Genomic DNA, 24366 nt, shown 5'->3' with positions numbered 1-24366 from the left:
TCCTTCGGCCACCGGTCTCTCGCCGGTACTACGACCGAGCCCCCGCACAACGCTGTGCGATGACGGCCGGAAATCTCAGGCCTGCGGCATCGCCTCGTAGGCCGGGCCGAGCATGTCGATCAGGGGACGGCGGCGGACCTTGACCGCGGGCGGGTCCAGCAGCCGCAGCAGCAGGTCGGGCGGGGCCGGAGCGGCGGGCGGGCGGTCCCGCAGGGCGGCCAGGCCGGGCCCGGCCGTCCAGAACCCGGCGGCGGTCAGCGGCTCGTCGCCGACGTCGAAGGGGTCTGGCGCCCCCTCGGCGGGCAGCCGCCGCAGCCCCTGCAGCAGCAGGTCCCTCGACCGGCCCTTCCAGGCCAGCAGCAGGAACGGGTCACGGTCGAACGCCTCGGCCAGCAGGTAGAGCACGGCCGCCGCGTGCTTGCACGGGTCGCCGTAGTCGGGGCAGTCGCACATCAGGTGCAGATCGTGCGCGGACGCCGGGAACAGCGGCACGCCCAGCTCGGCGAACACCCACTCGATCTCCGGCGGCAGCTCCCCGGCCAGCAGCCGGGCCCGGAACACCGCGCGCGAGGCCAGCTCCGCCTCGACCACCCGCCAGGTCTCCTCGCCGATGGCGTCGATCCCGATCGCCACCTCGTACGGCTCGGGCCGCGATCCCTGCACGCGGGCGCGCACCTCGTACGGGCGCACCTTCAGGTCGATCACCTGGCCCTTGCGGGCGTACGCCCGCCCCCGGTGCAGCCGGTTGCGGTCGGCGAACGACTCCAGCACGTCGACGAAACGCCGCGACCACCACTCCCGCCCGATCGATCCGCGCTCGCTGAGCGATCTGATCCCGTCGGTCACGGGGAGGGGCTCGCGGCGCTCGGAGAAGTCCATCAGTCGCTCACCGCCTCCGGCGAGAGCCGCAGCACGTCGCGCAGCTCGGCCACCGACAGCTCCGTCAGCCAGTCCTCGCCGGTGCCGACCACGCTCTCGGCCAGGGCCTTCTTGCGCTCGATCATCTCGTCGACGCGCTCCTCCAGGGTGCCCACGCAGATGAACTTGCGGACCTGCACGTTCCTGGTCTGGCCGATGCGGAACGCCCGGTCGGTGGCCTGGTCCTCCACGGCCGGGTTCCACCAGCGGTCGATGTGGACCACGTGGTTGGCCGCCGTCAGTGTCAGGCCCGTCCCGGCCGCCTTCAGCGACAGCAGGAACACCGCCGGCTCGGCGTCCTCCTGGAACCGCTGGACCAGCTCGTCGCGCCTGGCCTTGGGCGTCCCGCCGTGCAGCCACAGCACCGGCCTGCCCAGGCGCGCGGCCAGGTACGGCTGCAGCATCGAGCCGAACTCGGCGTACTGGGTGAACGCCAGTGCCTTCTCACCCTGTCCGAGGATCTCGGCGCAGATCTCCTCCAGCCGTTCCAGCTTCCCGGAGCGGCCAGGCAGCCGTGAGCCGTCCTTGAGCAGGTGCGCCGGATGGTTGCACACCTGCTTGAGCCGGGCCATCGTCGCCAGCACCAGCCCGCGCCGCCCCGCCTCGTCCGCGGCCTCGGCGATCCGCGCCAGCATGTCGTCCACCGTCGCCTGGTAGAGCGAGGCCTGCTCGGCGGTCAGGTTGCAGTAGACCTTGATCTCCTGCTTGTCCGGCAGGTCGGAGATGATCGACCGGTCGGTCTTCAGCCGCCGCAGCACGAACGGCCCGGTGACCCGCCGCAGTGCGGCCGCCGCCGCCTCGTCCCCGCGCTCCTCGATCGGCGCGGCGAACCGTTCCCGGAACGCCGACCGCGGCCCCAGCAGGCCCGGATTGACGAACTCCATGATCGACCACAGCTCGGTGAGGTGGTTCTCCACCGGAGTGCCGGTCAGCGCCAGGCGGCTGCGCGCCGGGATGCCCCGCACCGCCCGCGCCTGCCGCGTCCCGCTGTTCTTGAGGGCCTGCGCCTCGTCGCAGACCACCCGGCCCCACTCGATCTCCGCCAGCATCCGGGCGTCCCGCGCGGCCGTGCCATAGGTGGTCAGCACCAGATCGGCCTGCGCGACGGCCTCGGCCAGCTCCGCCCCCCGGTGCCGCGCGCCGCCGTGATGGACGTACACCCGCAGCTTGGGGGTGAACTTGGCCGCCTCCCGCTGCCAGTTGCCCACCAGCGACATCGGCCCCACCAGCAGCGTCGGCGCGACCCTGCGGCCCCCGGCCCGCTCCAGCGCCAGCAGTGCCAGCGTCTGCGCCGTCTTGCCCAGGCCCATCGAGTCCGCGAGGATGCCGCCCAGGCCCAGGTCGTCGAGGAACTTCAGCCAGGACAGGCCGCGCTCCTGGAAGGGGCGGAGCTCCCCGTTGAAGCCCTCCGGGGTCGTGGTGGGGGACAGGCGGTGGTCGGCCTCGCCGGACAGCAGGTCGCCCAGGGGGCCGTCGGCGTCGACCTCCAGGAGGGGCAGTGCGTCGTCGCCCGCGTGGACGGCGGCCCGCACGGCCTGGGCGGCGGACATGGTGCCGGTGCGGGGCCGGCGCAGGAAGTCCAGGGCGGCTTCGAGCTGCGCCTCGTCCAGCTCTACCCATCGGCCGCGCAGCCGCACCAGGGGCGCCTTGAGCCGGGCCAGCTCGGCCAGCTCCTCCTCGGTGAGGGGCTCGTCGCCGACGGCCAGGTCCCAGCGGAAGTCCACCAGGCTGCCCAGGCCGAACCCGGAGGAGGTGACGGCGCCCGCCTCGGCCTGGGTACGGGTGGTGAGCCGCATGCCCAGCCTGGTCCTGCCCGCCCACTGGGGGAGCAGCACGCCGAAACCGGCGGCGGCCAGCAGCGGCGCCGCCTGCCGCAGGAACCGGAAGGCGCCGGCGACGCCCGTGCGCAGCTCGGCGGGGGCGGGACCGCTCAGCGCCTGCGACAGGTCGGGGAACAGGCGCAGCGCCCGGCCCAGACCGGCCAGCAGGGTCTCTTCGGCGTCGGCGATGGAGGCGGCGCCGCCGGCCCAGATCGTTGCGGCGGGCACGTAGAGGCTCGGGTCCTCGGTGCTCTGCAGGGCGAACTCGATCCGCCAGGCGTCGGCGGCGTCGGTCGGCTCGGGCTCGGCGAGCCGGAAGCAGGTGCGCAGCGGCCCGGCCGGGCGGCCGGCGGCGGCTGCCCAGGCGTCCAGCTCGGCGGCCAGCCCGTCGAGGTCGTCCCCCGGCTCCCTGGACAACCACGGATCCGGGCCGGTGAGGGCGTTCGCCCAGCGTTCGGTGAGGGGCAGCGGGTCGGGCGCCTTACCCCGGCGCGGCGGCAGCAGGGGGTGCGGGACGGTGCCTCGTACCACCGTGTCGGCCAGGCCGCCGAGCGCCTCGCGGAGCACCTCGCCCGCGGGCCGGCCGCCGCCCGCCGAGCGGCAGGCGGGGGGCATCGCCTCGGTGAGCGCGCGCACGCGCCCGGCGTCGGGAACGGGCCGCCAGCGGGCGGCCGGCGCGCCGTCCTCGCGCACCAGGGCGGGCAGCACCCGGCCGCGCCGCACCAGGTCGCAGGCGGTGTCGGCGACGAGACCGAGGTAACGCAGGTCGGTGCCGGGGATGACGTCGGCGGCCTCCTCGGCGTGCCGCAGCAGCGCCATCGCGGCGAACGGGTCGAGCGCCAGGGCGGGCACCCGCCAGGGGCGCAGTTCCGGCTCGCCGGTCTCGGGGACGGTCGCGGGAACGGTGGCCAACTCCGGCGAGGGGAGGGGGAGACCGCCGGTGGTCGGCAGCAGCAGGTCCAGGGTGATCCGCGGGGCGTGCGCGGTGAACGGCTCGTAGGAGGTGCCGGTGAGGTCGGCGGTGGCGTGGGGGTGCCGCCCGGAGCCGTCCGGGGTGTGGGGGCCGGGCCGTTCGGCCCACAGGCACAGGGCGCCGCCGTGCCAGACGGCGTGGGCGACGAGCATCAGGTGAAACCCCAGTCGAGAGCGGTGCGGGCAGCCTCAGAAGGTACCAGCGCCCTCTGACACCCCGGCGGTAACATCCCTGATCATGCGGCAGGAGTTCCGGACGGCCCTGGTGACGGGCGCGTCCAGTGGTATCGGCGAGGCCTTCGCGGCGCTGCTGGCAGCGCGCGGCACCGATCTGGTGCTGGTGGCCCGGCGGGACGATCTGCTCGACCGGCTGGCCGAGACGCTGGCGCGGCGGCACCGGGTCGCGGTGCGGGTGCTGGCCGCCGACCTCACCGACCCCGACGGGCTGGCCCGGGTGGCGGAGGCGCTGCGGCGGGAGCCGGTGGACCTGCTGGTCAACAACGCCGGTTACGGGGCGTTTGGAGCGTTCGCCGAGATTCCGCTCGAGGACCAGTTCAGGCAGATCGACCTCAACGTGCGGGCGGTGGTGCGGCTGGCCCACGCGGCGCTGCCGGGGATGCTCGAACGCGGGCGCGGCGGTGTGCTCAACGTGGCCTCCATGTCGGCGTTCACCCCGTCCCCCGGGAGCGCGACGTATGCGGCGACCAAGGCGTACGTGACGTCGTTCTCCGAGAGCCTGCACGCCGAGGTGCAGGGCAAGGGGGTGCACGTGACGGCGCTGTGCCCGGGTTTCACCCGCACCGACGAGACCGCGGGGCCCAACCTGATCTGGCTGCGGCGCGCGGACGTGGCCAGGGCAGGGTTGGAGGCGGTCGCCGCCGGGCGCGCCCTGTGCGTGCCGGGGAACCAGTACAAAATGGTGCTGCCCGCGTTGCGCCTGGCCCCCAGATCGCTGCTGCGCGTGGCGGTCAACCGGGCCTGGCAACAGGCCGCCGATACAAAAATCGGCGACTGAACTGCGCACATCCGTGCATTGTCAGTGCCCGTGCGGATCCCTTACGTTGAGTGAATCCACTGTCGGCCCGTCCGTTTCCGCATGCCCAGAAAGGTGATACATGTCCTCCCTGTCCGTTGAGAAGTCTCAGCTCGAACTGCTGATGGAACTCGAGCCGGTGGTGGAGAAGGAGCTCGACCGGCACCTGTCCATGGCCGACGAGTGGTTCCCGCACCAGTACGTGCCCTGGAGCCAGGGGCGCGACTTCGACGGTCCGCTCGGCGGCGAGGGGTGGACCCCCGAAGACTCCAAGGTCAGCCCGCAGTCGCGGGAGGCGCTGCTGGTCAACCTGCTCACCGAGGACAACCTGCCCGGCTACCACTACGCCATCGCCCGGGTCTTCGGCCGGGAGGGCGCCTGGGGCACCTGGGTCGAGCGGTGGACCGCCGAGGAGAACCGGCACGGCATCGTGATCCGCGACTACCTGACGGTGACGCGGGCCGTCGACCCGGTCGAGCTGGAGCGGGCGCGGATGAAGCACATGGAGGGCGGCTACCAGGCCACGCACGGCGAGGACCTGCTGCGCGGCGTCGCCTACGTGTCGTTCCAGGAGCTGGCGACCCGGGTGTCGCACCGTAACACCGGCAAGGCCTCGGGCGACCCGCTGTGCGAGCAGATGATGGCGCGGGTGGCCAAGGACGAGAACCTGCACATGATCTTCTACCGGAACCTGCTGGCCGCCGCGTTCGAGGTGGACCCCAGCCAGACGATGCGGGCCGTCACCGACGTGGTCAAGGCGTTCGAGATGCCCGGCCACACCATCGACGGCTTCCTGCGCAAGTCGGTCGCCATCGCCAACGCCGGCATCTACGACCTGCGGCTGCACCACGACGACGTGCTGATGCCGGTGCTGCGCAAGTGGAAGGTCTTCGAGCTCGGCGGGCTGACCGCCGAGGGCGAGCGGGCCCGCGAGGAGCTCGGCGAGTTCCTCGAGCAGCTCGACGCGGCCGCCACCAAGTTCGAGACGCGGCGGGCCGAGCGCCGCGCCCGGCAGGCCGCCCGGGGGCAGTGAGCGTGCCGTCGCCCACCGTCACCGGGAGCTGAGCGGGGAACCCGGACCGGTCCGCGGGCGTCCAACCGTGCGTGAGGACGCATCCGGCGAGGACGGCGGGGCCGTGCCCCGGTGACCGGCCGATGCCGCCCGCCGGCGGTAGGGCCGCGGCCTCGGCACGGGCCGTCACCGCCGGTGGACGCGGTGTGCCGGCACCCTCTCCCGCCCGGCGGGCGGGGATAAGGTGGCGGCAGCGATGAAGGGGGTTGTCACGTCCGGGGACCGCATCGGCCACTACCGCCTGCTCCGCACGCTGGGCGAGGGCGGCATGGGAGTCGTGCACCTGGCGGCCGATCCGGAGGGCCGCAAGGTGGCGATCAAGGTGCTGCGGCCCGGGGTGGCCGGAGACGCCACCGCGTTGCGCCGGCTGGCCCGTGAGGTCGACTCGATGCGCCGCGTGCACAGCCCGCACGTCGCGGAGATCCTGGATGCCGACGTCACCGCCCGGCAGCCCTACATCGTCACCCAGTACGTCCCGGGCCGGACCCTGGAGGAGATCGTCGAGGACTCCGAGGGTGGTCCGCTGTACGGTCCGGCGCTGCAGCGGCTGGCGGTGGGGCTGGCCTCGGCGCTGTCGGCGATCCACGGCGCCGGGATCATCCACCGCGACCTCAAGCCCGGCAACGTGATGCTGCTGGACGGCGAGCCCATCGTGATCGACTTCGGGATCGCGCAGGGCGCCGACGCCACCCGGCTGACCGCCACCGGCATGGTGATCGGCACCCCCGGCTACCTGGCTCCGGAGATCATCGAGGGCGAGGACGCCGGGGCGCCTTCCGATGTGCACGCCTGGGCCGGCACGGTGGCGTTCGCGGCCACCGGCCGCCCGCCGTTCGGCGCCGGCTCGTTCGAGTCGATCTTCTACCGGATCATGCAGGGGCAGCCGGACCTGGACGGGGTGCCCGAGGCGCTGCTGCCGCTGGTACGGGCGGCGATGGCGCGCAACCCGGCCGAGCGGCCCACCGCGGTCAAGCTGGTGCAGCTGGCCCGGCGGATCCACCTCGAGGCCACCATCACCGACCAGACCCGGGTGGACTCGTTCCGGCGGCCGTCCGCGCCCATCCCGCCGGCCGAACCGGCCACGGTCACCGACCCGGCCGCCACGGCGGTGGAGCCGCCCGCCCCGGAGCGGCTCGACCAGGCCGGCCAGTTCTACATGCCGGCGCCGCCGCCACCGCACCAGGGCACGTCGCACCGGCCCGCTCCGCTGTCGGCGACGCCGCCGCCGAGCCCGCCGCCGAGTCCCGCACCGAGCCCCGCGCCGCCGCTCGCGCAGCCCGAGGACTTCAAGGGCCTGCTGCCCCCGGCGGCGCCGCCACCGGCCCCGCCGCCCGCACCCGGCCCGTACGACCAGCCCTACGAGCAGGGGCCCTACGGTCCGTACAACCGGCCCCAGCAGCCCACTGAGCCGCGCCGCGGCCGCCGGGATCCGCAGCAGCGCGGCCTGGCCCCGCCTCCCTATGACCCGTACGCGCCCCCGGCGCAACGGCCCACCGCCGAGCGCCGTCCGGCGGTCCCGGACGCTCCGGCGACCAGCACGGACCGGCCGCCCAAGCCGTACGGCTGGTACCGCTTCCTCAGCTTCACGGTGCTGGCCGCGCTGCTGGGCTTCGCCTACACGGCGCCGGTGCTGGCGGTGCTGGTCGCGGTGGGCGGCGTGCTGCTGCTGCGGATGGGCGACCGGGCGGCCAAGGGCATGGAGTCCCGGCGCACCCGGCGCGGTCCCCGGTCCGGTGACGTGATGGGCGCGGTGGTGCGGGCGCCGCTGGGCCTGCCGGGGGCGGTGATGGTGACCGCCCTGCTGTCCTCGATCGCGCTCTTCACCGGCTTCGTGCTGCTCGTGGTGCTCATGGTGGCCATGCCGGAGCTGTCGGCCGCGCGGGCCGTCGCCTACTCGGTGATGGCTGTCATCGGGCTGCTGTGCCTGGCGCCGGGTAGCGGCGCGCCCCGCCGCCAACTGGTGCGGATCTGGGGCGCGGTGGTGCCCCGCCGCGAGGCCGCCGTGCCGGTCGCGCTGGCGCTGGGACTGTTCGCCGCGGTGCTGATCGGGCTGTCCTCCGGCGGCATCCCGGACACCTACCCGGTCGAGGGGCTGGGCGTGCGGCTGGAGAACCTGCGCGACGACATCCGCGGCCTGTGGCCGTGGTAGCGCCGCGCTAGCCCGCCTTTGCCCGATTCGGGGCTGAACGAGGGGCACCGGCTGCTCTTGGCCCGCTAGGGTCGAGGACCGTCGGAAACCACGTTCGGAAGGCAGATGAACCAGCAATCTGGAGAACTCGCCCAAGAGGGACGGATCGGCCCGTACCGCTCGCTGGCCAGGCTCGGCGAGGACGGCACGGGCACGCTCTACCGGGGCACCGACCCGCTCGGCCGGGACGTCGCCATCAAGGTGCTGCGGCCGGAGGTCGCCGGTGACCCGGCCGCGCGGCGGCGGCTGGACCGCGAGATCGAGATGCTGCGCCGGGTGCTCAGCCCGCACGTGGTCGACGTGCTGGACGGCGACGCGACCGGTGACCGCCCGTACGTGGTGACCCGCTTTGTCCCCGGGCGCTCGCTGGACCGGCTGGTGGCCGAGCGGGGGCCGCTGCGCGGCGGCGCGCTGCGGCGGCTGGCCCTCGGGCTGGCCAAGGCGCTGACCGCCGTCCACGAGGCCGGGGTGGTGCACCGCGACTTGCGGCCGGGCACCGTGCTGATGGTCGGCGGCGAGCCGGTCGTCATCGATTTCGGCGTCTCGGATCGGCCGGTCGGGGCGGACGGCACCCGGACAGTCCCGGGACCGGCCGGTGCGGACGGCCGTCTCGTCCTGGAGCCTGGCTCCGGGCTCGCCCCCGAGCTCCTCGACTCCGGGCCTGCCACGCCCGCCTCTGACGTGTACGCCTGGGCGACGACCGTGGCGTTCGCCGCGACCGGCCGCACCCCGTCGGGGCAGGCCGCGTTCGGTGACGCCCGTGACGGGTGGGTACGGCCGGATGGGATGCCCGAGCCGCTGCTGCCCCTGCTGCGTGCGGCGCTGGAGCACGACCCGGCCGCCCGCCCGACGGCGGCCGAGCTGGTGACCGCGGTGACCGCGCTGGATCTGGGCCCAGAGGATCTGTCCGTGGCGGTGCCCGGCCCCGTTCCGGCAGATTCGTTCGGCCAGGAGGCGGACACCGCGACCGGGCCGTCGCCCGCGCGGCCGCGGCCCGTCCAGGTGGGGCCTCGTCCCCGGCTGGCGGTGGGGACGGCCTGGTCACGGCTGCTGGCCGTGCTGACCGTGGTGCTCGTGGCCGGGGTCACGATCATGATGCCGGTGGCCGGGCTCGTGGCGGCCGTGCTGGGAGCGCTCGCCCTGCGGGTGTGGGACTCGGCCGCGGCCCGTGCATCCGGCGGGACGGGGACGGGCCGGGTCTCGCCGGCCCCGGCGGACGTGGCGCGTGCGGTGCTGCGGACCGCGCTGACGCTGCCGTATGCCGCCGTAGTGACGGTGGTGGTCACCGTGGTGCTGGCCTCGCTGGTCGTGCTGGAGGTACGGACCACGGCCCTGGAGGCCGCCGCCTGGGGGGCGGGCGCGGGGGCCGCCGTCCTGTGGACCGGTCCCGGTGTGCGGGCTCCGCGGCGGCAGTTGGAGCGGCTGTTCGAGGCGCTGGCGCCCGAGCCGGGAAGGATCGTTCTCCTGGGCGCGGTGCTGGGCGCGCTGGCCTTCGTCTCGGTGATCGGCGCGGTGTCGCTGACGCCGAGTTTCGCCCCGATGTACGGGCTGCAGAACTCGGTGGCCTCGGCCCTGGACCGGCTGCAGAACGTACTGACCTGAGCTTCCCCGCAAGGGGGTGGCATGTGACATACACCACCCGTCCTACGGTGTGCCGGGTGGGTGATCTGTGGCCGTCGAGGGGGATGTGGTCCTCGGGTGACCGAGGGATTTGCCGTCAGGCTACTCATCGGTAACATTTAGGTGCACGGTCCAAAAACAAGGCCCCGGGGCCGAAGTCGGTTCGGGTGTTTGGCAGTCTGTTGGCATCAGCTCGCGTCGACCCGGTAGGGCGGCGCCCCCCGGCCCGCTCAAGGCGGCCATCTGAGTGCAGGGAGGTCGGTCGACGGCCATGAACATCGTCGTCTGCGTGAAGCAGGTTCCCGACACGGAGAGCCCGCGCAAGTTGAAGTCCGATGACAACACCCTCGACCGCGCCGCGGCCGACGGTGTCATCAACGAGCTCGACGAGTACGCCATCGAGGAGGCGCTGCTCCTCAAGGAGGCGCACGGCGGGGAGGTGACCGTCCTGACCATGGGTCCGGACAAGGCCACCGACTCCATCCGCAAGGCACTGGCGATGGGCGCCGACAAGGCCGTCCACCTCGTCGACGACGCCCTGGCCGGCAGCGACGCGCTGGGCACCTCCTACGCGATCCAGCAGGTCCTCGGCCGCACCGGCTTCGACCTGGTGATCCTGGGCGCGGAGTCGACCGACGCGCGCACCGGGATGCTGGCCGCGATGCTGGCCGAGCGGCTGGGCGTGCCGCAGCTGTCGCTGGCCAACAAGGTCGAGATCGACGGTTCGTCCATCACGGTGCAGCGGATCACCGACTACGGCTACGACAAGGTCGAGGCGAGCCTGCCGGCGGTCGTCAGCGTGGTCGAGAAGATCAACGAGCCGCGCTACCCGTCGTTCAAGGGGATCATGGCGGCCAAGAAGAAGCCGGTGGAGAAGCTGGGCGTCGCCGACGCCGGCATCGACGCCGACAAGGTCGGCCTGGCCGGCGCGGCCACCGAGGTGGTCGACTTCGCCGACGCGCCGCCGCGCGAGAAGGGCCAGATCGTCACCGACGAGGGCGACGGCGGCGCGAAGATCGCCGAGTTCCTCGCGTCGAAGAAGTTCGTCTGAGCGGGGAAGGGGAGCAAACGAACATGGCAGAGGTTCTCGTCCTCGTCGACCACGTCGACGGCGAGGTCAAAAAGGTCACCCTGGAACTGCTGACGGCGGCCCGCCGGCTCGGCGAGCCGGCCGCGGTGTGGGTGGGCCCCGGCGTCGAGGGCGCCAAGGACAAGCTGGCCGAGTACGGTGCGGCCAAGGTGTACGTGGCCGCCGACGAGGAGCTGACCTCCTACGTGGTGGCGCCGAAGGTCGAGCTGCTGGCCCAGCTGGTGGCCGACAAGTCCGCGGCCGGCGTACTGGTGGCGGCCACCGGTGAGGGCAAGGAGATCGCCGGTCGGCTGGCGGTCAGGCTCGACTCCGGCGTGCTGACCGACGTGGTGGACCTGGCCGACGGCTTCGTCGGCGAGCACTCGATCTTCGGTGGCGCCGTGATCGCGCACGCCAAGGTTAAGCGCGGCACCCCGATCGTGGCGGTACGGCCCAACTCCGTCGCGCCCGAGGCCGCCCCGGCCGCCGCGGCCGAGGAGCAGGTGTCGGTGACCCTGTCGGACGCCGCCAAGGCCGCCAGGGTCGTGGAGAAGGTCGTGCAGGAGAAGGGCGAGCGCCCGGACCTCACCGAGGCCGCGGTCGTGGTCTCCGGCGGCCGCGGGGTCGGCGGCGCGGACAACTTCAAGGTCATCGAGGATCTGGCCGACTCGCTCGGCGCGGCGGTGGGCGCCTCCCGCGCCGCCACCGACGCCGGCTGGTACCCGCACCAGTTCCAGGTCGGGCAGACCGGCAAGACGGTGTCCCCGCAGCTGTACATCGCGGTCGGCATCTCCGGCGCCATCCAGCACCGGGCCGGCATGCAGACCTCCAAGACGATCGTCGCGATCAACAAGGACCCCGAGGCGCCGATCTTCGAGCTGGTCGACTTCGGTGTGGTGGGCGACCTGTTCCAGGTGGCTCCGCAGCTCACCGAGGAGATCACCAAGCGCAAGTAGGCGGCCCGCGGGCTGAGGGGCGCCAGAGGGCGGCCGGGGCGGAGCGATCCGCCCCGGCCGCCCTCCGCCTTTCCGGTCACCCCTGTGCGGACCGGCGGAGCAGTCCGTTATGCCGCCGAGATCTTTTCGGGACGGTTCTGGAACAGTCGGACATCGCGGCCACGTTGTGTCGCTTAGGGGGTGTACGCCCTTCGGACCCGAGGGAGCTCATGAGCGCGATAGCCGATCGAAACGGACGGGCCCGATCACTGCCGGCGGACCGGCCGGCCACCGTCTCCCTGCCCCGTCCGGCTCCGCCCGACGGGGAGCCCCCGCTCACCGCCGAGGAGGTCGCCGAGCTCGGCGACCGGCTGCGGGCCAACATCTCGGCCGCCGTGCGGACGCCCGCCCGGGTGCTGGAGGTGGTGCTGGCGACCGTGCTGGCCGGCGGGCACCTGCTGGTGGAGGACCATCCCGGGGTCGGCAAGACCCAGCTCGCCCGGACCCTGGCGCGCAGCCTCGACGGCCGCTTCTCCCGCGTGCAGGCCACCGTCGACCTGCTGCCGGCCGACATCATCGGCGCCAACGTCTGGCAGGCCGACAGCGGCGCCTTCGAGTTCCGGCCCGGCCCGGTGTTCGCCAACGTGCTGCTGGTGGACGAGATCAACCGTGCCACCCCCAAGACCCAGTCCGGCCTGCTGGAGGCGATGCAGGAGCGCCAGGTCACCGTGGACGGCGACAGCCGGCCGATCCCGCCGCCGTTCGTGGTGATCGCCACCCAGAACCCCAGCGCCGGCTACGACGGCACCTACCCGCTGCCGCCCGCCCAGCTCGACCGCTTCCTGTCGGTGGTGTCGCTCGGCTACCCCACCCCCGAGCAGGAGATGTCGCTGCTGCGCGCCGGCCCCGAACCGGCGGTGACCGCGGTCACCGACCCGGCCCGGCTGCTGGCCGCCCAGCGGGCCGTCGCGGCGGTGCACGCCTCCGACGCGCTGCTGCGCTACGTCGTCGAGCTGCTGACCGCCACCCGCGACCATCCGCTGGCGGCCGTGGGCGCCAGCCCCCGCTCCGGCCTGCTGCTGCTGGCCGCCGCCCGGGCGGTCGCCGCGCTGGACGGGCGGGCGTTCGCGCTGCCCGACGACGTGCAGGCGATGGCCCGGCCGGTGCTCACCCACCGGATCCAGCCGGCCGGGGTGGGCTCGGCGGACGTGCAGGCCGAGGTCGTGGAGGACGTCCTGGGCCGGGTCCGGGCCCGGTGAGACCGTCGCGGAACGCCCGGTGAGGGCGCTGGCCTGGCTGGTGTGCGCCGCCGCGCTGGCGTTCGCGGCCGGGGCGCTGCCCTCCCTGGCGCTGTTCGCGCTGGCGGTGGGGATCGTGATCATGGTGGCGGGCGCCGCCGTCACGGTGCTGGTGGCACGGGCCCGGATGACGGCCGGCCGCGTCGTCATGGAGCGGGAGATCCCCGAGGACCGGCCGCTGCGGCTGCGCTTCGACGTCCGGCTGCCCGCCCGGCTGCCGGCCTGCGTCCACGTGCGGGTCGGCCGGCGCGCCTGGGTGCGGCTGGGGGAGGGCGGCGGCGTCGTCGAGGTGCCCATCGACCGGCGCGGCGCCTACCGCGTCGAGGCGTCGCGGCTGCGGGTCGGCGACGAGCTGGGCATCTTCCGCGTCACCGTCCGGGTCGGCGAGCCCGAGCGGGTCCTGGTACTGCCCGTCCCGGACGGCGGCGCGCCCGCCGCGCCCGCCCGCGGCCCGTCCGCCGAGCACATCGAGCCGGACGGGCTGCGGCCGTACGTGCCGGGCACCCCGGTCAGCCGGATCCACTGGCTGTCGCTGGCGCGCGGCATGGGCCTGCACGAGCGGCGGATGGGCCCGCCGCCGACCGGGCTGCCGCTGGTGGTCGTCGACACCTCCGCCGACCCCGACCCGCGGGCGGTGGACTGGGTGGCCCGCACCGCCGCCGGGCTGGTGCGCCGGCTGTCCCGGGACGGCGGCTGCGCGGTGCTGCTGCCCGGGGACGCCACCGCGACCACGGTGAACGACGAGAAGTCCTGGCGGGCGCTGCACCGGCGCCTGGCCGTGCTGGACGCCGGGGACGGGCCGGTCCAACAGCCGGCGGGCGTCGCGGGCGTCGTCCGGTTCCCGCCGGGGCACGACCTGGGCCCGCCACCGCCACCGCTTCCGCCGGGCGTGGTCCCGGCAAATCCCGGACGGGAGGAGCCGTGATCCGCGCCTCTGGGCCGCCGGTCATCGTCCGGCCCTCCGGAGGACCGGACCCGGGGTCATCGCCGGCGGGAGTGTTCCCTGCGGCCTGCGGAGGTGAGGCTGAGTGGTGATCCGGGCCGTTGGGCTACTGGTGGCCGCCGCGGCGGCGATGGGCGCGTGGTCGGCGCTGCTGGGCGGGGCGGTGCTGTGGGCGTGTGCGGCCGCCGTCTCCGCCGCCGTCGTGGTGGCCTGGGGGCGCACCGCCACCCGGCTGGTGGGCGTGCTGCTGTTGGCCTGGCCCCCGGCCGCGGTGCTCGCCGCCGGCGTCCCGCCGGGCGCTTTGTGGCCCTCGCGCTGGTCGGAGCTGGTGCTGTCACTGGCGGACGGGCTGGACCGGCTGGCGACCCTGGGGCCCGGCCGGGCCGGCGGCGATCCGTGGCCGGCGGCGGTGTGGCTGCTGCTGGCCGGGATGCTCTGGCTGGCGGCGGCGGGGCTGTCGGCCGCAGCGCCGCGCTCGCCGGTCCGGCAGACGGCGGCGCTGGCCCTGGCGCTGCTGCCATGGGTGATCGCGGTGTCGGTGCGGCAGACCGACGAGGTCTCCTGGCAGGGCGCGGCGGTCCTGCTGGCCGTGCCGCTGTGGTTCGCGCCCCGCCGGGCCGCCGCAGCCCGCCCGGTCATCGCGCTCGGACTGGTCGCCGCGCTGGCGGCGGCGGGGCTGGCGCACACGCTCGGGCCGCGCGCCCAGTGGTTCGCCATCGACGACCTGGTCGACCGGGAGCCGCAGTTCAGCACGCTGGACACCACCCAGACCTACGGCCCGCTGTACGGCCGCCGGACCGGCGCGACCATGCTGGAGATCTCCGCGCCGCGGCCGGCGTTGTGGCGGATGCAGGTGCTGGAGCGCTTCGGCTGGCGCGGCTGGGAGGTCGGCAGCGGTTTCAGCCGCGAGGAGCTGCCCGAGCCGGCCGCCCGGACCCTCGACATCGAGGTGCTGGTCCGCGGCCTGCGCAACGACATGGTGGTCTCGCCCGGCCAGATCGTCTCCCTGCAGGCGAACGGGCGGGTCACCCCGGGCTCGGGGGAGGCGTGGCGAGTCGCCCCCGTGCCGAGGGCCGGCGACACGTACCGGGTGCAGGCCACCATGGTCGACGCCGACGAGGAGACCCTGCGCAACGCGCCCCCGCCGGGCTCCGATCCCCGCCTGGAGCGCTACACCCGCATCGGGGACCGCTGGGGCGGGGACTGGATGAGGACCCGGCCGGGCGCGTTCGGTTCCCCGCCGGGGTCGCCGGAGGGGCTGCGCGGCTTCGTGCGGTACGGCTGGTACGGCGAGGCGGCCGATCTGGCGGAGTCGCTGTCGGCCGGGGCCCGCAGCCAGTTCGAGGTCGTCGAACGGGTCCAGCGCTATCTGACCGAGGGCGGCCGTTTCCGGTACGACACCAAGGTGGAGCGCACCTCCCGCGTCCCGCTGCTGGACTTCCTGCTGCGCACCCGCACCGGCTACTGCCAGCACTTCGCCGGGGCCGCGGCCCTGCTGCTGCGGCTGTCAGGGGTGCCGACCCGGGTGGTCGCCGGGTTCGCGACGGGCCTGGAACAGGGCGGCCGGTACGTGGTGCGCGACGCGGACGCCCATGCGTGGATCGAGGTGTACTTCTCCGGCGTGGGCTGGGTGCCGTTCAACCCGACTCCGGCCGCCGCCGACGCCGTGGTGGATCCCAGCCTGGACCCGTTCGCCCCGGCGGTCACGGACGACGCCGACCGTGGCTCGGCGGTGCTCCCGGGCGTGGCGCTGGCCCTGGTGTTGTCCGCTGTGCTGTTCGTCACCGTCCGCCGGGGCGCCCCCGGGAGGTCCCGGTCCGGGCGCGAACGGACCGACCGGCTGCTGGAGCGGATCGCCCGCCGGGACGGCGGCCCCGTCGAGCCCGGCACCACCCTGGGCGAGCTGCGCACCCGGCTGGCGCGTCTTGGGCCGAACATCGCCGAGGTGGCGGCCGAGTCGGAGCGCCGGAAGTACGCCCCGGACCCGCAGCCGCCGCCCGGCCGTCCGACCCTGCGGATCGTCCGGGCGCTGGCCGCCGATCTCGGCCCGGTACGGGCGGCCCGGCTACTGCTGGGACTCCCCGCCCGTACCGGACCGCCCCGGCGGGAAGACCCGCCAAGCCCCGGCTCCGAAGGTCTCGGCGCCGCCCGCTAGCGCTGGGATCACTTGGGTGGCCACAGCGCCCGTAGAGCCGGATTGCGCGTGCCGTCCCGGCCATGGCAACGGTCTCGGCCGTACCCGCCCCGGCGAACGTCGGCGGTCACCGTAGTAGCGGACCCGTGGGAGGGCGGGTCAGGCGGCCGAGGAGAGGGCGGGCTTGTGCTCGGCCTGTGCGCGGGCCTCGGCCAGGGCGTACTCGGCGGCCAGGTCGGCGTCGGCCGCGATGGGCAGCAGCCGGGCCCCGACGGCGATCAGCAGCGCCAGCACCACGATCATCCCCAGCCCGACGCGCAGCGAGGTCGCCTCCGCCAGGAACCCGATGATCACCGGGCCCAGCAGCAGCCCGCCGTAGCCCATCGCGCCGACCTGGGCGACCGCGGCCGACGACCGGCCGGGGGCCGTGGTGCCGGCCAGCGAGATCATCGTCGGCACGATCGTGCAGACCATCAGCCCGGTCAGGAAGAACCCGGCCAGCGCCATCGGCACCGCCGGGGCGCAGACCACCACGGTGGCCCCGGCGGCGGTGCCCGCGCCCGCCGTCACCAGCAGCCGGCGGGTGCCCAGCCGGGTCCGCAGCCGGTCGCCGACCAGCCGCCCGGCCAGCATGGCCGACTCGAACAGCGGGTAGCCCAGCGCCGCCACCCACTCGGCGGCGTGCAGCTCGTCGTGCAGCATCAGCCCGCTCCAGTCCGCCACCGCGCCCTCGGCCATGAAGGCGATGAACGCCAGCGCGCCGATCAGGTAGACGGCCAGCGGCAGCCGCCCGCGCTCCCCGGCCTGCGGGCCCGCGGCGGCGGCGGGGGCGTCGGCGAGGTAGGTCCGGCCGAGCGCCAGCGCGGCCGGCAGTGCGGCCAGCGCCGCCCCCAGCAGCGTCTGGGTGAACGACAGCCCCGCGAACGCGGTGAGCGCCCCGATCAGCCCGCCGGTCATCGCGCCCACGCACCAGCCGGCGTGCATTCCGCTCATCAGCGGCCTGCGGTGGGCCCGTTCCACCACGCTGGCCTGCGCGTTCATCGCCACGTCCATGACCCCGAAGGCCATGCCGAACACCGCGATGGCCGCCAGCAGCAGCGGGTAGGACGGGGCCAGTGCGACCAGCGCGGCGGTGGCCGCCGCCAGCGGCGCGGCGATCCGCAGCACCGCGCGGCTCCCGACGCGGGCGATCACCCCGCGCAGCCCCTGCATGGCCGCCAGCGCGGCCACGCCCCACACCAGCAGCACCATCCCGGCGGCACCCGGGCCGATCCCGAACTTGTCGGTCAGCGCGGGCATACGGGCGACCCACACCCCGCAGAGCAGACCGCCGAGGGCGAAGGTCAGGAAGGTTCCCAGGCGGGCCCGGAACAGCATGATTCACTCCTTTCACAAACGTTCGGTGGGGCGGCGGCCCTCGGGCGAGGGCGCGGTCGCCCGGTGGGATCGCACGTGATGGCCGGACGCCGCACGGCGGCGTGGACGGCGGGACGCCGCCCGCGGTGCGGTGCCCGCGGGCGATCAGGGTCCGGGACGACCCGGAGGGGCTAGGGGCTCACCATCTCCAGCAGGCGCCGTTTGAGCGCCGCCAGTTGCCCGGCGCCGAACGCGTCCGGCGCGTGGCTGATCACTTCCCACAGCCCCTCGGCGGCCAGCCGGATCACCGCCGAGGCGACCGGGTCGGGCTCGCGGCCGGGGTCGATCCGGTGCCAGCGGGCCATCGCCTCGCGCAGCGGCGCGATCAGCTCCGGATCGGCGGCCGCGGCGGTGATCGCCGACCATCGTCGCCGGGTCCGGGTGGCCTCCTGGCCGGCCATCACCTCGAAGGTGGCCTCGACGTAGGCCCGGGTATAGGACCCCGGGGACCCGTCGTCGTACCGGGCCACCAGGTCGTCGAACTCCTCGATGACCCGGGTGACCATGGCCTTGATCAGGGCTTCCTTGGTGGGGAAGTGGTAGAGCAGCCCGCCTTTGCTGACCCCGGCGCGCTCGGCGACGGCGGCCAGCGTCAGCGCCTGGGTGCCGTGCTCGAACAGCACGCACTCGGCGGCGTCCAGGAGGGCCTCACGTTTCATGGTGCGGCTACTGTACCGTCCGGACGGTACAGTAGCAAGGTCGCGGGCGGCGAACCCAGGCCGCGCGGCTAGTGTGGACGGCGTGGTGACCTACCTCGACCATGCCGCGACCACCCCCATGCTGCCGGAGGCCGTCGAGGCGATGACCGCCGAGCTGGGCAGGCTCGGCAACCCCTCCTCCCTGCACGCCGTGGGCCGGCGCGCCCGCCGGATCGTGGAGGAGTCCCGCGAGATCATCGCCGGGGCCTTCGACGCCCGCCCCAGCGAGGTGATCTTCACCGGTGGCGGCACCGAGGCCGACAACCTGGCCGTCAAGGGCATCTTCTGGGCTCGCCGCGCCGCCGATCCGGCCCGAGTCCGGGTGCTGGCCGGCGCCGTCGAGCACCATGCCGTGCTGGACGCGGTGCAGTGGCTGGCCGACCACGAGGGCGCGCAGGTGGAGTGGATCCCGGTGGACGGGCTCGGCCGCGTCGACCCCGCCGCCGTGCGCGAGATGATCGGCCCCGGCGGCGGTGACGACATCGCCCTCATCACCGTCATGTGGGCCAACAACGAGGTGGGCACCGTGCAGCCGGTCGCCGAGCTGGCGGCGCTGGCCCGCGAGCACGGCATCCCGTTCCACACCGACGCGGTCCAGGCCGCGGCCCAGCTTCCGGTCGCCTTCGCCGGCTCCGGCGCGCACGCCCTCACCCTGTCCGGGCACAAGCTCGGCGGGCCGCTGGGAGTGGGCGTGCTGCTGCTGGCCAAGGGCACCGACCCGGTCCCGGTGCTGCACGGCGGCGGCCAGGAGCGCGACGTGCGCTCCGGCACCCTGGACACCCCCGCCATCGCCGGGCTCGCCGCGGCCGTCGAGATCACCGCCTCCCGGTGGGAGGAGCAGGCCCGGAGCCTGTCCGCGCTGCGCGACGAGCTGATCGCCCGTGTCATGGCGGCGGTCCCCGACGCCGTCCTCAACGGGGACCCCGTGCACCGGCTGCCAGGCAACGCGCACCTGTCGTTCCCCGGCTGCGAGGGCGACGCGCTGCTGATGCTGCTGGACGCCCGGGGCATCGAGTGCTCGACCGGCTCGGCCTGCTCGGCCGGGGTGGCGCAGCCCAGCCATGTGCTGCTGGCGATGGGCGCCGGTCCCGAACGCGCCCGCGGCTCGCTGCGCTTCAGCCTCGGCCACACTTCCACCGAGGCCGACGTGGCCGCGCTCGCCGAGGCCATCGGCCCCGTAGTGGAGCGCGCCCGCCGGGCCGGCCTCAGCTGATCCACCCCCTGCCACGTGGCATTTGTTTGACCCTTTCTTGACCGGGCACCCGCTTGCCGTTCTTCGCAAGGAGGTAACCGGGATGGCAGTGGGCATGGCGGGAAACGACGTCAGACGGGCCGGACGGCAGGCGGCGGGACATCCGCTGTTCCACCGGCTCTCCCGGGCCGGGCTGGCGGCCAAGGGCGTGATCTACCTGTTGATCGGGCTGCTGGCGGTGCAGATCGGCCTGGGTGACACCGGGGAGGAGGCCGACAAGAGCGGCGCGCTGCAGACCGTCGCCGACAAGCCCGGCGGCACCGTCGTGCTGTGGCTGCTGGTGATCGGGTTCGCGGGGCTGGCCCTGTGGCGGTACGCCGAAAGCGCCTATGGGCAGCCTGGCCCGGACGGCCGCAAGGCCACCAAGCGGCTGGCCTCGCTCGCCCGGGCCGTCTTCTACACGGTGAGCTGCCTGGCGATCCTGGCGTTCGTGCTCGGCCAGGGCACCTCCTCCAGCGATGACCAGTCCAAGGAGTTCACCGCCAAGGCGATGGCCGAGCCGGGCGGCCGGTGGCTGGTGCTGGCCGTGGGCCTGGGCTTCGTCGGCTGGGGCGTCGGCAACATCGTCAACGCCGCCCGCCGCAAGTTCCTCGACAAGCTCAACACCGGGCAGATGAGCTCGCGCACCCGCAAGACCGTCAAGGTGCTCGGCATCGTCGGCCGCAGCGCCCGCGGCCTGGTCTTCGGGGCGGTGGGCGTCTTCCTGGCGCACTCGGCGATCACCTTCGACCCCGACAAGGCCAAGGGCGTGGACGGCACGCTGCGCGAGTTCGCCGACACCCCGGCCGGGCCGTGGGCACTGGTGGCCGTCGCCCTGGGCCTGGTCACCTACGGGCTCTACACGTTCTGCGAGGCCCGCTGGCGCAAGATCGAGGTCGTCCGCTCCGGCCGGTAGGCGGGGGCTACGGCTGGTACGGGGCCAGGGCCCGCCAGCCCGGGTCGGGGGTCGAGGCCACCTTGGCCTTGCCCTCCGGCCAGCCCGCCGCCAGCTGGTCCAGCCGGGCCAGCACACCGGAGTCCGGGTCGGCGTACAGGTGGAACACCCGCAGGCCGTCCCCGGTCTCCCGGACCGCCAGCACCGCGCCCGGACCCAGATCGTCCAGCTTCTTCTCCAGGTCGCGCAACGCCGAGGCGGACGGCTCCACCGGCAGCCGGTCGGGATTGCTGTGCGCGTACGGCACCGACAGCGCCACGTGCAGGTCGCACAGCGGATGGTCCTGGCGGTGCAGCGGGAATCGCGCGCCCAGCCGCGCCGGATGGCCGCGCGGTGTGCGGCCCTCGCCCGACAGCCAGGTCGGCTCCCGGAACGGCTCGGACACCTGGCCCACCACCGCCGGCAGCATGCCGGGTGGCAGCGAGTCCATCGGCGGCTCGGCGACCGCCGTCACCTCGCCGACCCAGCGGGCCACGTCGTCCTCGCCCAGCGCCCAGTCCAGCACGTGCAGGGCCACCTGCACCCGTGCCTCCTCGGGCACGAACAGGAAGTCCGGATGGTAGGCGGCGACATGGATGCGGGCCCGCGCGTTGTCCACCCGCATGCCCATCCGCACGTACTCCAGGTCGAACTCGTGGTCGCCCAGCACCAGCCGCTGCCCCAGCATCTCCGGGTCGGGCTGCCGGGCGGCGTGCAGCGACCAGCCGGCGGTGTCGGCGGGCGCGGCTCGCAGCCAGCGCTCGGCCAGCCCGCGCAGCTCCGCCGAGCCGCCGCCGCTGACGGTCAGCGCCGGGGCGCCGTCGTCGGGCCGGCCGAGCTCCCACTGCAGCTCCGGATGGATCCGGTGGATCCGCAGCGACAGCTCCTCGACCAGGTCGGCCGACAGCCCCTCGCCCAGCGCGGCCTCGATCCGCGGCCGGGCCTGGGCCCACCAATCCCAGAACTCGGTGATCGCGGGCAGTGGCGTCGAGCGGGACGCGTCCCGTGGGCGACGGAAGATTCCCATAGCGGATCAATCGTATTGCGCCGCGGACCTGGGCGGCGGGCCGCCCGGCGATGTGTTGCGCGTCTCTTCGGGCGAGCGGCGCCCGCCGGGCACCGCGTAGCCTTGGGAGGTCATGACTTTGCGCGTACTGGCCGCCATGTCGGGCGGCGTCGACTCAGCGGTGGCCGCCGCCCGCGCGGCCGAGGCCGGACACGAGGTCACCGGCGTCCACATGGCCCTGTCGAGCAACCCCCAGTCCTACCGGACGGGGGCGCGGGGCTGCTGCACACTGGAGGACTCGCGGGACGCCCGCCGGGCCGCCGACGTGATCGGCATCCCGTTCTACGTGTGGGACCTGGCCGAGCGGTTCGACCGCGACGTGGTGGCCGACTTCGTGGCGGAGTACGCCGCCGGCCGCACCCCCAACCCCTGCCTGCGCTGCAACGAGAAGATCAAGTTCGCCGCGCTGCTGGACCGGGCGCTGGCGCTGGGCTTCGACGCGGTCTGCACCGGCCACTACGCCCGCCTGGAGGACGGCGTGCTGCGCCGCGGGGTGGACGAGGGCAAGGACCAGTCGTACGTGCTGGCCGTGTGCACCCCCGAGCAGCTGGCGCACGCCATGTTCCCACTCGGCGACACCACCAAGGCCGACATCCGCCGCGAGGCCGAGCGCCGCGGGCTGCGGGTCGCCGACAAGCCCGACAGCCACGACATCTGCTTCATCTCCGACGGCGACACCCGGGCGTTCCTGGCCGAGCGGCTCGGCACCGCCCCCGGCCCGATCGTGGACACCTCCGGCGAGGTCGTCGGCGAGCACCAGGGTGCGTACGCCTACACCGTCGGCCAGCGCAAGGGCCTGCGGATCGGCCACCCCGCCCCCGACGGCAGGCCCCGCTATGTGCTCGACATCTCCCCGGTGGACAACACCGTGACCGTGGGCCCCCGCGAGGCCCTGGACGTGGACGAGATCGTGGGGGAGCGGCCCGTGTGGCTCGCGCCGCCCCTGACCGGGCCGCGGGACTGCCACGTGCAGTTGCGCGCGCACGGTGAGGTGTACGAGTGCACCGCCGAGCCGGACGGCGACCGGGTGCGCATCAGGCTGCGCAGGCCGGCGCGCGGCGTGGCCAAGGGGCAGGCCGCCGTCCTGTACGACGGGGACCGGGTCATCGGGTCGGCCACCATCGCCCTCACCACGCGCGTGCCCGCCTGAGACTCCGGGGTACGGTCCCGTCATGGAATTCGGAATCTCCACCTTCGTCACCGACGAGGGCATCGGCCCGGCGGCGCTCGGCCGCGCCCTGGAGGAGCGCGGTTTCGCGTCGCTGTTCGTGGCGGAGCACACCCACATCCCCGTCGACCGGCAGACGCCCTATCCGGGCGGCGGGGAGCTGCCGCGCTGGTACTACCGCACGTTCGACCCGTTCGTGACGCTGACCGCCGCCGCGACGGTCACCGAGCGGCTGCGGGTCGGCACCGGCATCGCCCTGGTGATCCAGCGGGACCCGTTCCTGCTCGCCAAGGAGGTCGCCTCGCTGGACCGGATCTCCGGCGGCCGGGCGATCATGGGCGTCGGCGGGGGCTGGCTCCGCGAGGAGATCCGCAACCACGGCACCGACCCCAGGACCCGGATGGCGCTGCTGCGCGAACGGGTGCTGGCGGTCAAGGAGTTGTGGACCGAGGACGAGGCCGAGTTCCACGGCGAGTTCGTGAACTTCGACCCCGTGCGCTCCTACCCCAAGCCGGTGCAGCGGCCGCATCCGCCGGTGCTGATCGGCGGCTCGGGTCCCACCACCTTCGACCGGGTGGTCGAGTTCGGCGACGGCTGGATGCCGATCTACGGCCGCAACACCGCGAACCTGGCCACCCAGATCGCCGAGTTGCGCGAGCGCGCCGGGCGCCGGCTGCCGGTGTACGTCTTCGGGGTGCCGCCCAAGCAGGAGGCCGTGGCGGAGCTGAGCGCCGCCGGGGTGGACCAGGTGCTGTTCAACCTGCCCACCGAGCCGGAGGAGCCCACCCTGACCCGCCTCGACAAGATCGCGAAGCTGATCTCCCCCTAGAGTGGGGGAATGTGGCGCAGACAGTGAACTTCCCATGGTCGCCGGGCACCGCGACCGGCATCGGCTCCTATCCCGGGCAGGACCCCGCGGAGACGCTGCGTGTGGTGCTCGGCGAGCTGCCCGGGCTGCCGCACCTGCCCGAGCTGCCCGGCCGGGGCCCCGGGGCCGATCTGACGGGCCGTACCGCCGGGCTGCTGGTGGAGCTGCCGGTGGAGCTGCAGCCGTCCGGGTGGCGGTTCGCCGACCGGCCCGGCCGCGACCTGCGCCGCGCCCACGACCACAGGTCCCGTGACCTGGACGCGCTGGAGGAGCTGGCGGGCTCCCACGAGGGGCCGCTGAAGATCCAGGTGTGCGGCCCGTGGACGCTCGCCGCCTCCATCGAGCTGCCGCACGGCGACCGCGTGCTGAAGGACCCGGGCGCGGTGCGCGACCTCATCGCCTCGCTGTCGGAGGGCGTCGCCCAGCACGTCGCCGAGGTCCGCCGGCGGGTGCCGGGGGCGCAGATCCTGCTCCAGCTGGATGAGCCCGGCCTGCCCGCCGTGCTGGCCGGGACCGTTCCCACTGCCAGCGGTTTCGCCAGGCTGCGGGCCGTCGAGGAGCCGTCGGCCCAGGACGGGCTGCGCCGGGTCATCGAGGCCGCCGACGCCTGGCCGCTGGTGCACTGCTGCGCGCGCCGGGTGCCGTACGCGCTGCTGCGCGGGGCCGGCGCCAAGGGACTGTCCGTCGACCTGAGCCTGGTCCCGGGCCGCGACGACGACCCGATCGGGGAGGCCATCGACGCCGGGATCGCCCTGTTCCTGGGCGTCCTGCCCGGCACCGACACCGCGCTGCCGCCGCTGCAGGCCACCGCCGCACCGGTCCGGGAGCTGTGGCGGCGTCTGGGCTTCCCCGAGTCCCGGCTCGGCCGGCAGGTCGTGATCACTCCCTCCTGCGGCCTGGCGGGCGCCTCCCCGCGCTACGTCCGCGCCGCCCTGACCCGCTGCCGTGAGGTGGCCCGCACCCTGCACGAGGCCCCCGAATAG

19 protein-coding genes are annotated in these 24366 nt (G+C 74.5%); 14 read left to right on the top strand and 5 right to left on the bottom strand.

The genetic code is table 11. The features are described 5' to 3' along the window. Positions 1–75 precede the first annotated feature (75 nt). Together C4U03_RS04550 and C4U03_RS04545 are read right to left on the bottom strand one after the other, a co-directional pair. The gene (locus C4U03_RS04550) at positions 76–879 is read right to left on the bottom strand and encodes an SWIM zinc finger family protein (RefSeq protein ID WP_103936384.1); all 804 of its coding nucleotides are present in this window, start codon (positions 877–879) and stop codon (positions 76–78) included. Beyond that, positions 879–3863 carry a DEAD/DEAH box helicase gene (locus tag C4U03_RS04545; protein ID WP_103936383.1) on the bottom strand — a complete coding sequence of 995 codons (2985 nt, stop codon included), beginning with the start codon at positions 3861–3863 and terminating at the stop codon, positions 879–881. Before C4U03_RS04545 ends, C4U03_RS04550 begins: the two co-directional genes overlap by 1 nt. A gap of 85 nt (positions 3864–3948) precedes the next feature. On the opposite strand from C4U03_RS04545, the gene C4U03_RS04540 reads away from it, so the two are divergent. The 9 genes from C4U03_RS04540 to C4U03_RS04500 all read left to right on the top strand — a co-directional run bounded on the left by C4U03_RS04540 (position 3949) and on the right by C4U03_RS04500 (position 16023). Next, positions 3949–4725 (top strand): SDR family NAD(P)-dependent oxidoreductase, encoded by a 777-nt coding sequence (locus C4U03_RS04540; protein ID WP_103936382.1) that lies wholly within the window; start codon positions 3949–3951, stop codon positions 4723–4725. Between the two features lie 100 nt (positions 4726–4825). After that, positions 4826–5776 (top strand): acyl-ACP desaturase, encoded by a 951-nt coding sequence (locus tag C4U03_RS04535; protein WP_103936381.1) that lies wholly within the window; start codon positions 4826–4828, stop codon positions 5774–5776. A 235-nt stretch (positions 5777–6011) separates the two neighbouring features. Continuing rightward, on the top strand, positions 6012–7964 hold the full coding sequence (locus C4U03_RS04530; protein WP_103936380.1) for a serine/threonine-protein kinase: 1953 nt from the start codon (positions 6012–6014) through the stop codon (positions 7962–7964). Between the two features lie 105 nt (positions 7965–8069). Then, on the top strand, positions 8070–9605 hold the full coding sequence (locus C4U03_RS04525) for a serine/threonine-protein kinase (protein WP_103936379.1): 1536 nt from the start codon (positions 8070–8072) through the stop codon (positions 9603–9605). A gap of 289 nt (positions 9606–9894) precedes the next feature. After that, positions 9895–10674, top strand: coding sequence for an electron transfer flavoprotein subunit beta/FixA family protein (locus C4U03_RS04520; RefSeq protein ID WP_103936378.1), 780 nt, complete (start codon positions 9895–9897; stop codon positions 10672–10674). 23 nt (positions 10675–10697) lie between these two features. Next, complete coding sequence (locus C4U03_RS04515; protein WP_103936377.1) at positions 10698–11648, top strand: electron transfer flavoprotein subunit alpha/FixB family protein; 951 nt, start codon at positions 10698–10700, stop codon at positions 11646–11648. A 209-nt stretch (positions 11649–11857) separates the two neighbouring features. Then, on the top strand, positions 11858–12886 hold the full coding sequence (locus C4U03_RS04510; RefSeq protein WP_103936376.1) for an AAA family ATPase: 1029 nt from the start codon (positions 11858–11860) through the stop codon (positions 12884–12886). 19 nt (positions 12887–12905) lie between these two features. Beyond that, entirely contained in the window at positions 12906–13850 is a 945-nt protein-coding gene (locus tag C4U03_RS04505) for a DUF58 domain-containing protein (RefSeq protein ID WP_103936375.1), read from the top strand. 106 nt (positions 13851–13956) lie between these two features. After that, complete coding sequence (locus tag C4U03_RS04500; RefSeq protein ID WP_146087254.1) at positions 13957–16023, top strand: transglutaminase-like domain-containing protein; 2067 nt, start codon at positions 13957–13959, stop codon at positions 16021–16023. A 138-nt stretch (positions 16024–16161) separates the two neighbouring features. On the opposite strand, the gene C4U03_RS04495 is transcribed toward C4U03_RS04500, so the two are convergent. Next, on the bottom strand, positions 16162–17379 hold the full coding sequence (locus C4U03_RS04495) for an MFS transporter (RefSeq protein ID WP_103936373.1): 1218 nt from the start codon (positions 17377–17379) through the stop codon (positions 16162–16164). Positions 17380–17549: 170 nt separating this feature from the next. Next, positions 17550–18077 (bottom strand): TetR/AcrR family transcriptional regulator, encoded by a 528-nt coding sequence (locus tag C4U03_RS04490; RefSeq protein ID WP_103936372.1) that lies wholly within the window; start codon positions 18075–18077, stop codon positions 17550–17552. 85 nt (positions 18078–18162) lie between these two features. Here C4U03_RS04490 and C4U03_RS04485 point away from each other — a divergent pair, with 85 nt between their 5' ends. Both C4U03_RS04485 and C4U03_RS04480 read left to right on the top strand, forming a co-directional pair. After that, entirely contained in the window at positions 18163–19329 is a 1167-nt protein-coding gene (locus C4U03_RS04485) for a cysteine desulfurase family protein (RefSeq protein ID WP_103936918.1), read from the top strand. Between the two features lie 82 nt (positions 19330–19411). Beyond that, positions 19412–20263, top strand: a complete 852-nt coding sequence (locus tag C4U03_RS04480) for a DUF1206 domain-containing protein (protein WP_103936371.1) — start codon at positions 19412–19414, stop codon at positions 20261–20263. Between the two features lie 7 nt (positions 20264–20270). Here the strand turns inward: C4U03_RS04480 and C4U03_RS04475 are convergent, their stop codons facing one another. After that, positions 20271–21308 (bottom strand): DUF695 domain-containing protein, encoded by a 1038-nt coding sequence (locus C4U03_RS04475; protein WP_103936370.1) that lies wholly within the window; start codon positions 21306–21308, stop codon positions 20271–20273. Positions 21309–21420: 112 nt separating this feature from the next. On the opposite strand from C4U03_RS04475, the gene mnmA reads away from it, so the two are divergent. Genes mnmA through C4U03_RS04460 form a run of 3 tightly spaced genes read left to right on the top strand, consistent with a single transcriptional unit; the run spans position 21421 to position 24366 of the window. Continuing rightward, positions 21421–22497, top strand: coding sequence for a tRNA 2-thiouridine(34) synthase MnmA (gene mnmA / locus C4U03_RS04470; protein WP_103936369.1), 1077 nt, complete (start codon positions 21421–21423; stop codon positions 22495–22497). A gap of 22 nt (positions 22498–22519) precedes the next feature. Then, positions 22520–23344 carry an LLM class F420-dependent oxidoreductase gene (locus tag C4U03_RS04465; RefSeq protein WP_103936368.1) on the top strand — a complete coding sequence of 275 codons (825 nt, stop codon included), beginning with the start codon at positions 22520–22522 and terminating at the stop codon, positions 23342–23344. A gap of 11 nt (positions 23345–23355) precedes the next feature. Then, on the top strand, positions 23356–24366 hold the full coding sequence (locus C4U03_RS04460; protein ID WP_103936367.1) for a methionine synthase: 1011 nt from the start codon (positions 23356–23358) through the stop codon (positions 24364–24366).

Origin of the sequence: Thermomonospora echinospora (assembly GCF_900108175.1) — a bacterium.
In the GTDB taxonomy this organism is placed as follows: domain Bacteria; phylum Actinomycetota; class Actinomycetes; order Streptosporangiales; family Streptosporangiaceae; genus Thermomonospora; species Thermomonospora echinospora.
This window is presented reverse-complemented; position numbering and strand designations above follow the sequence as displayed.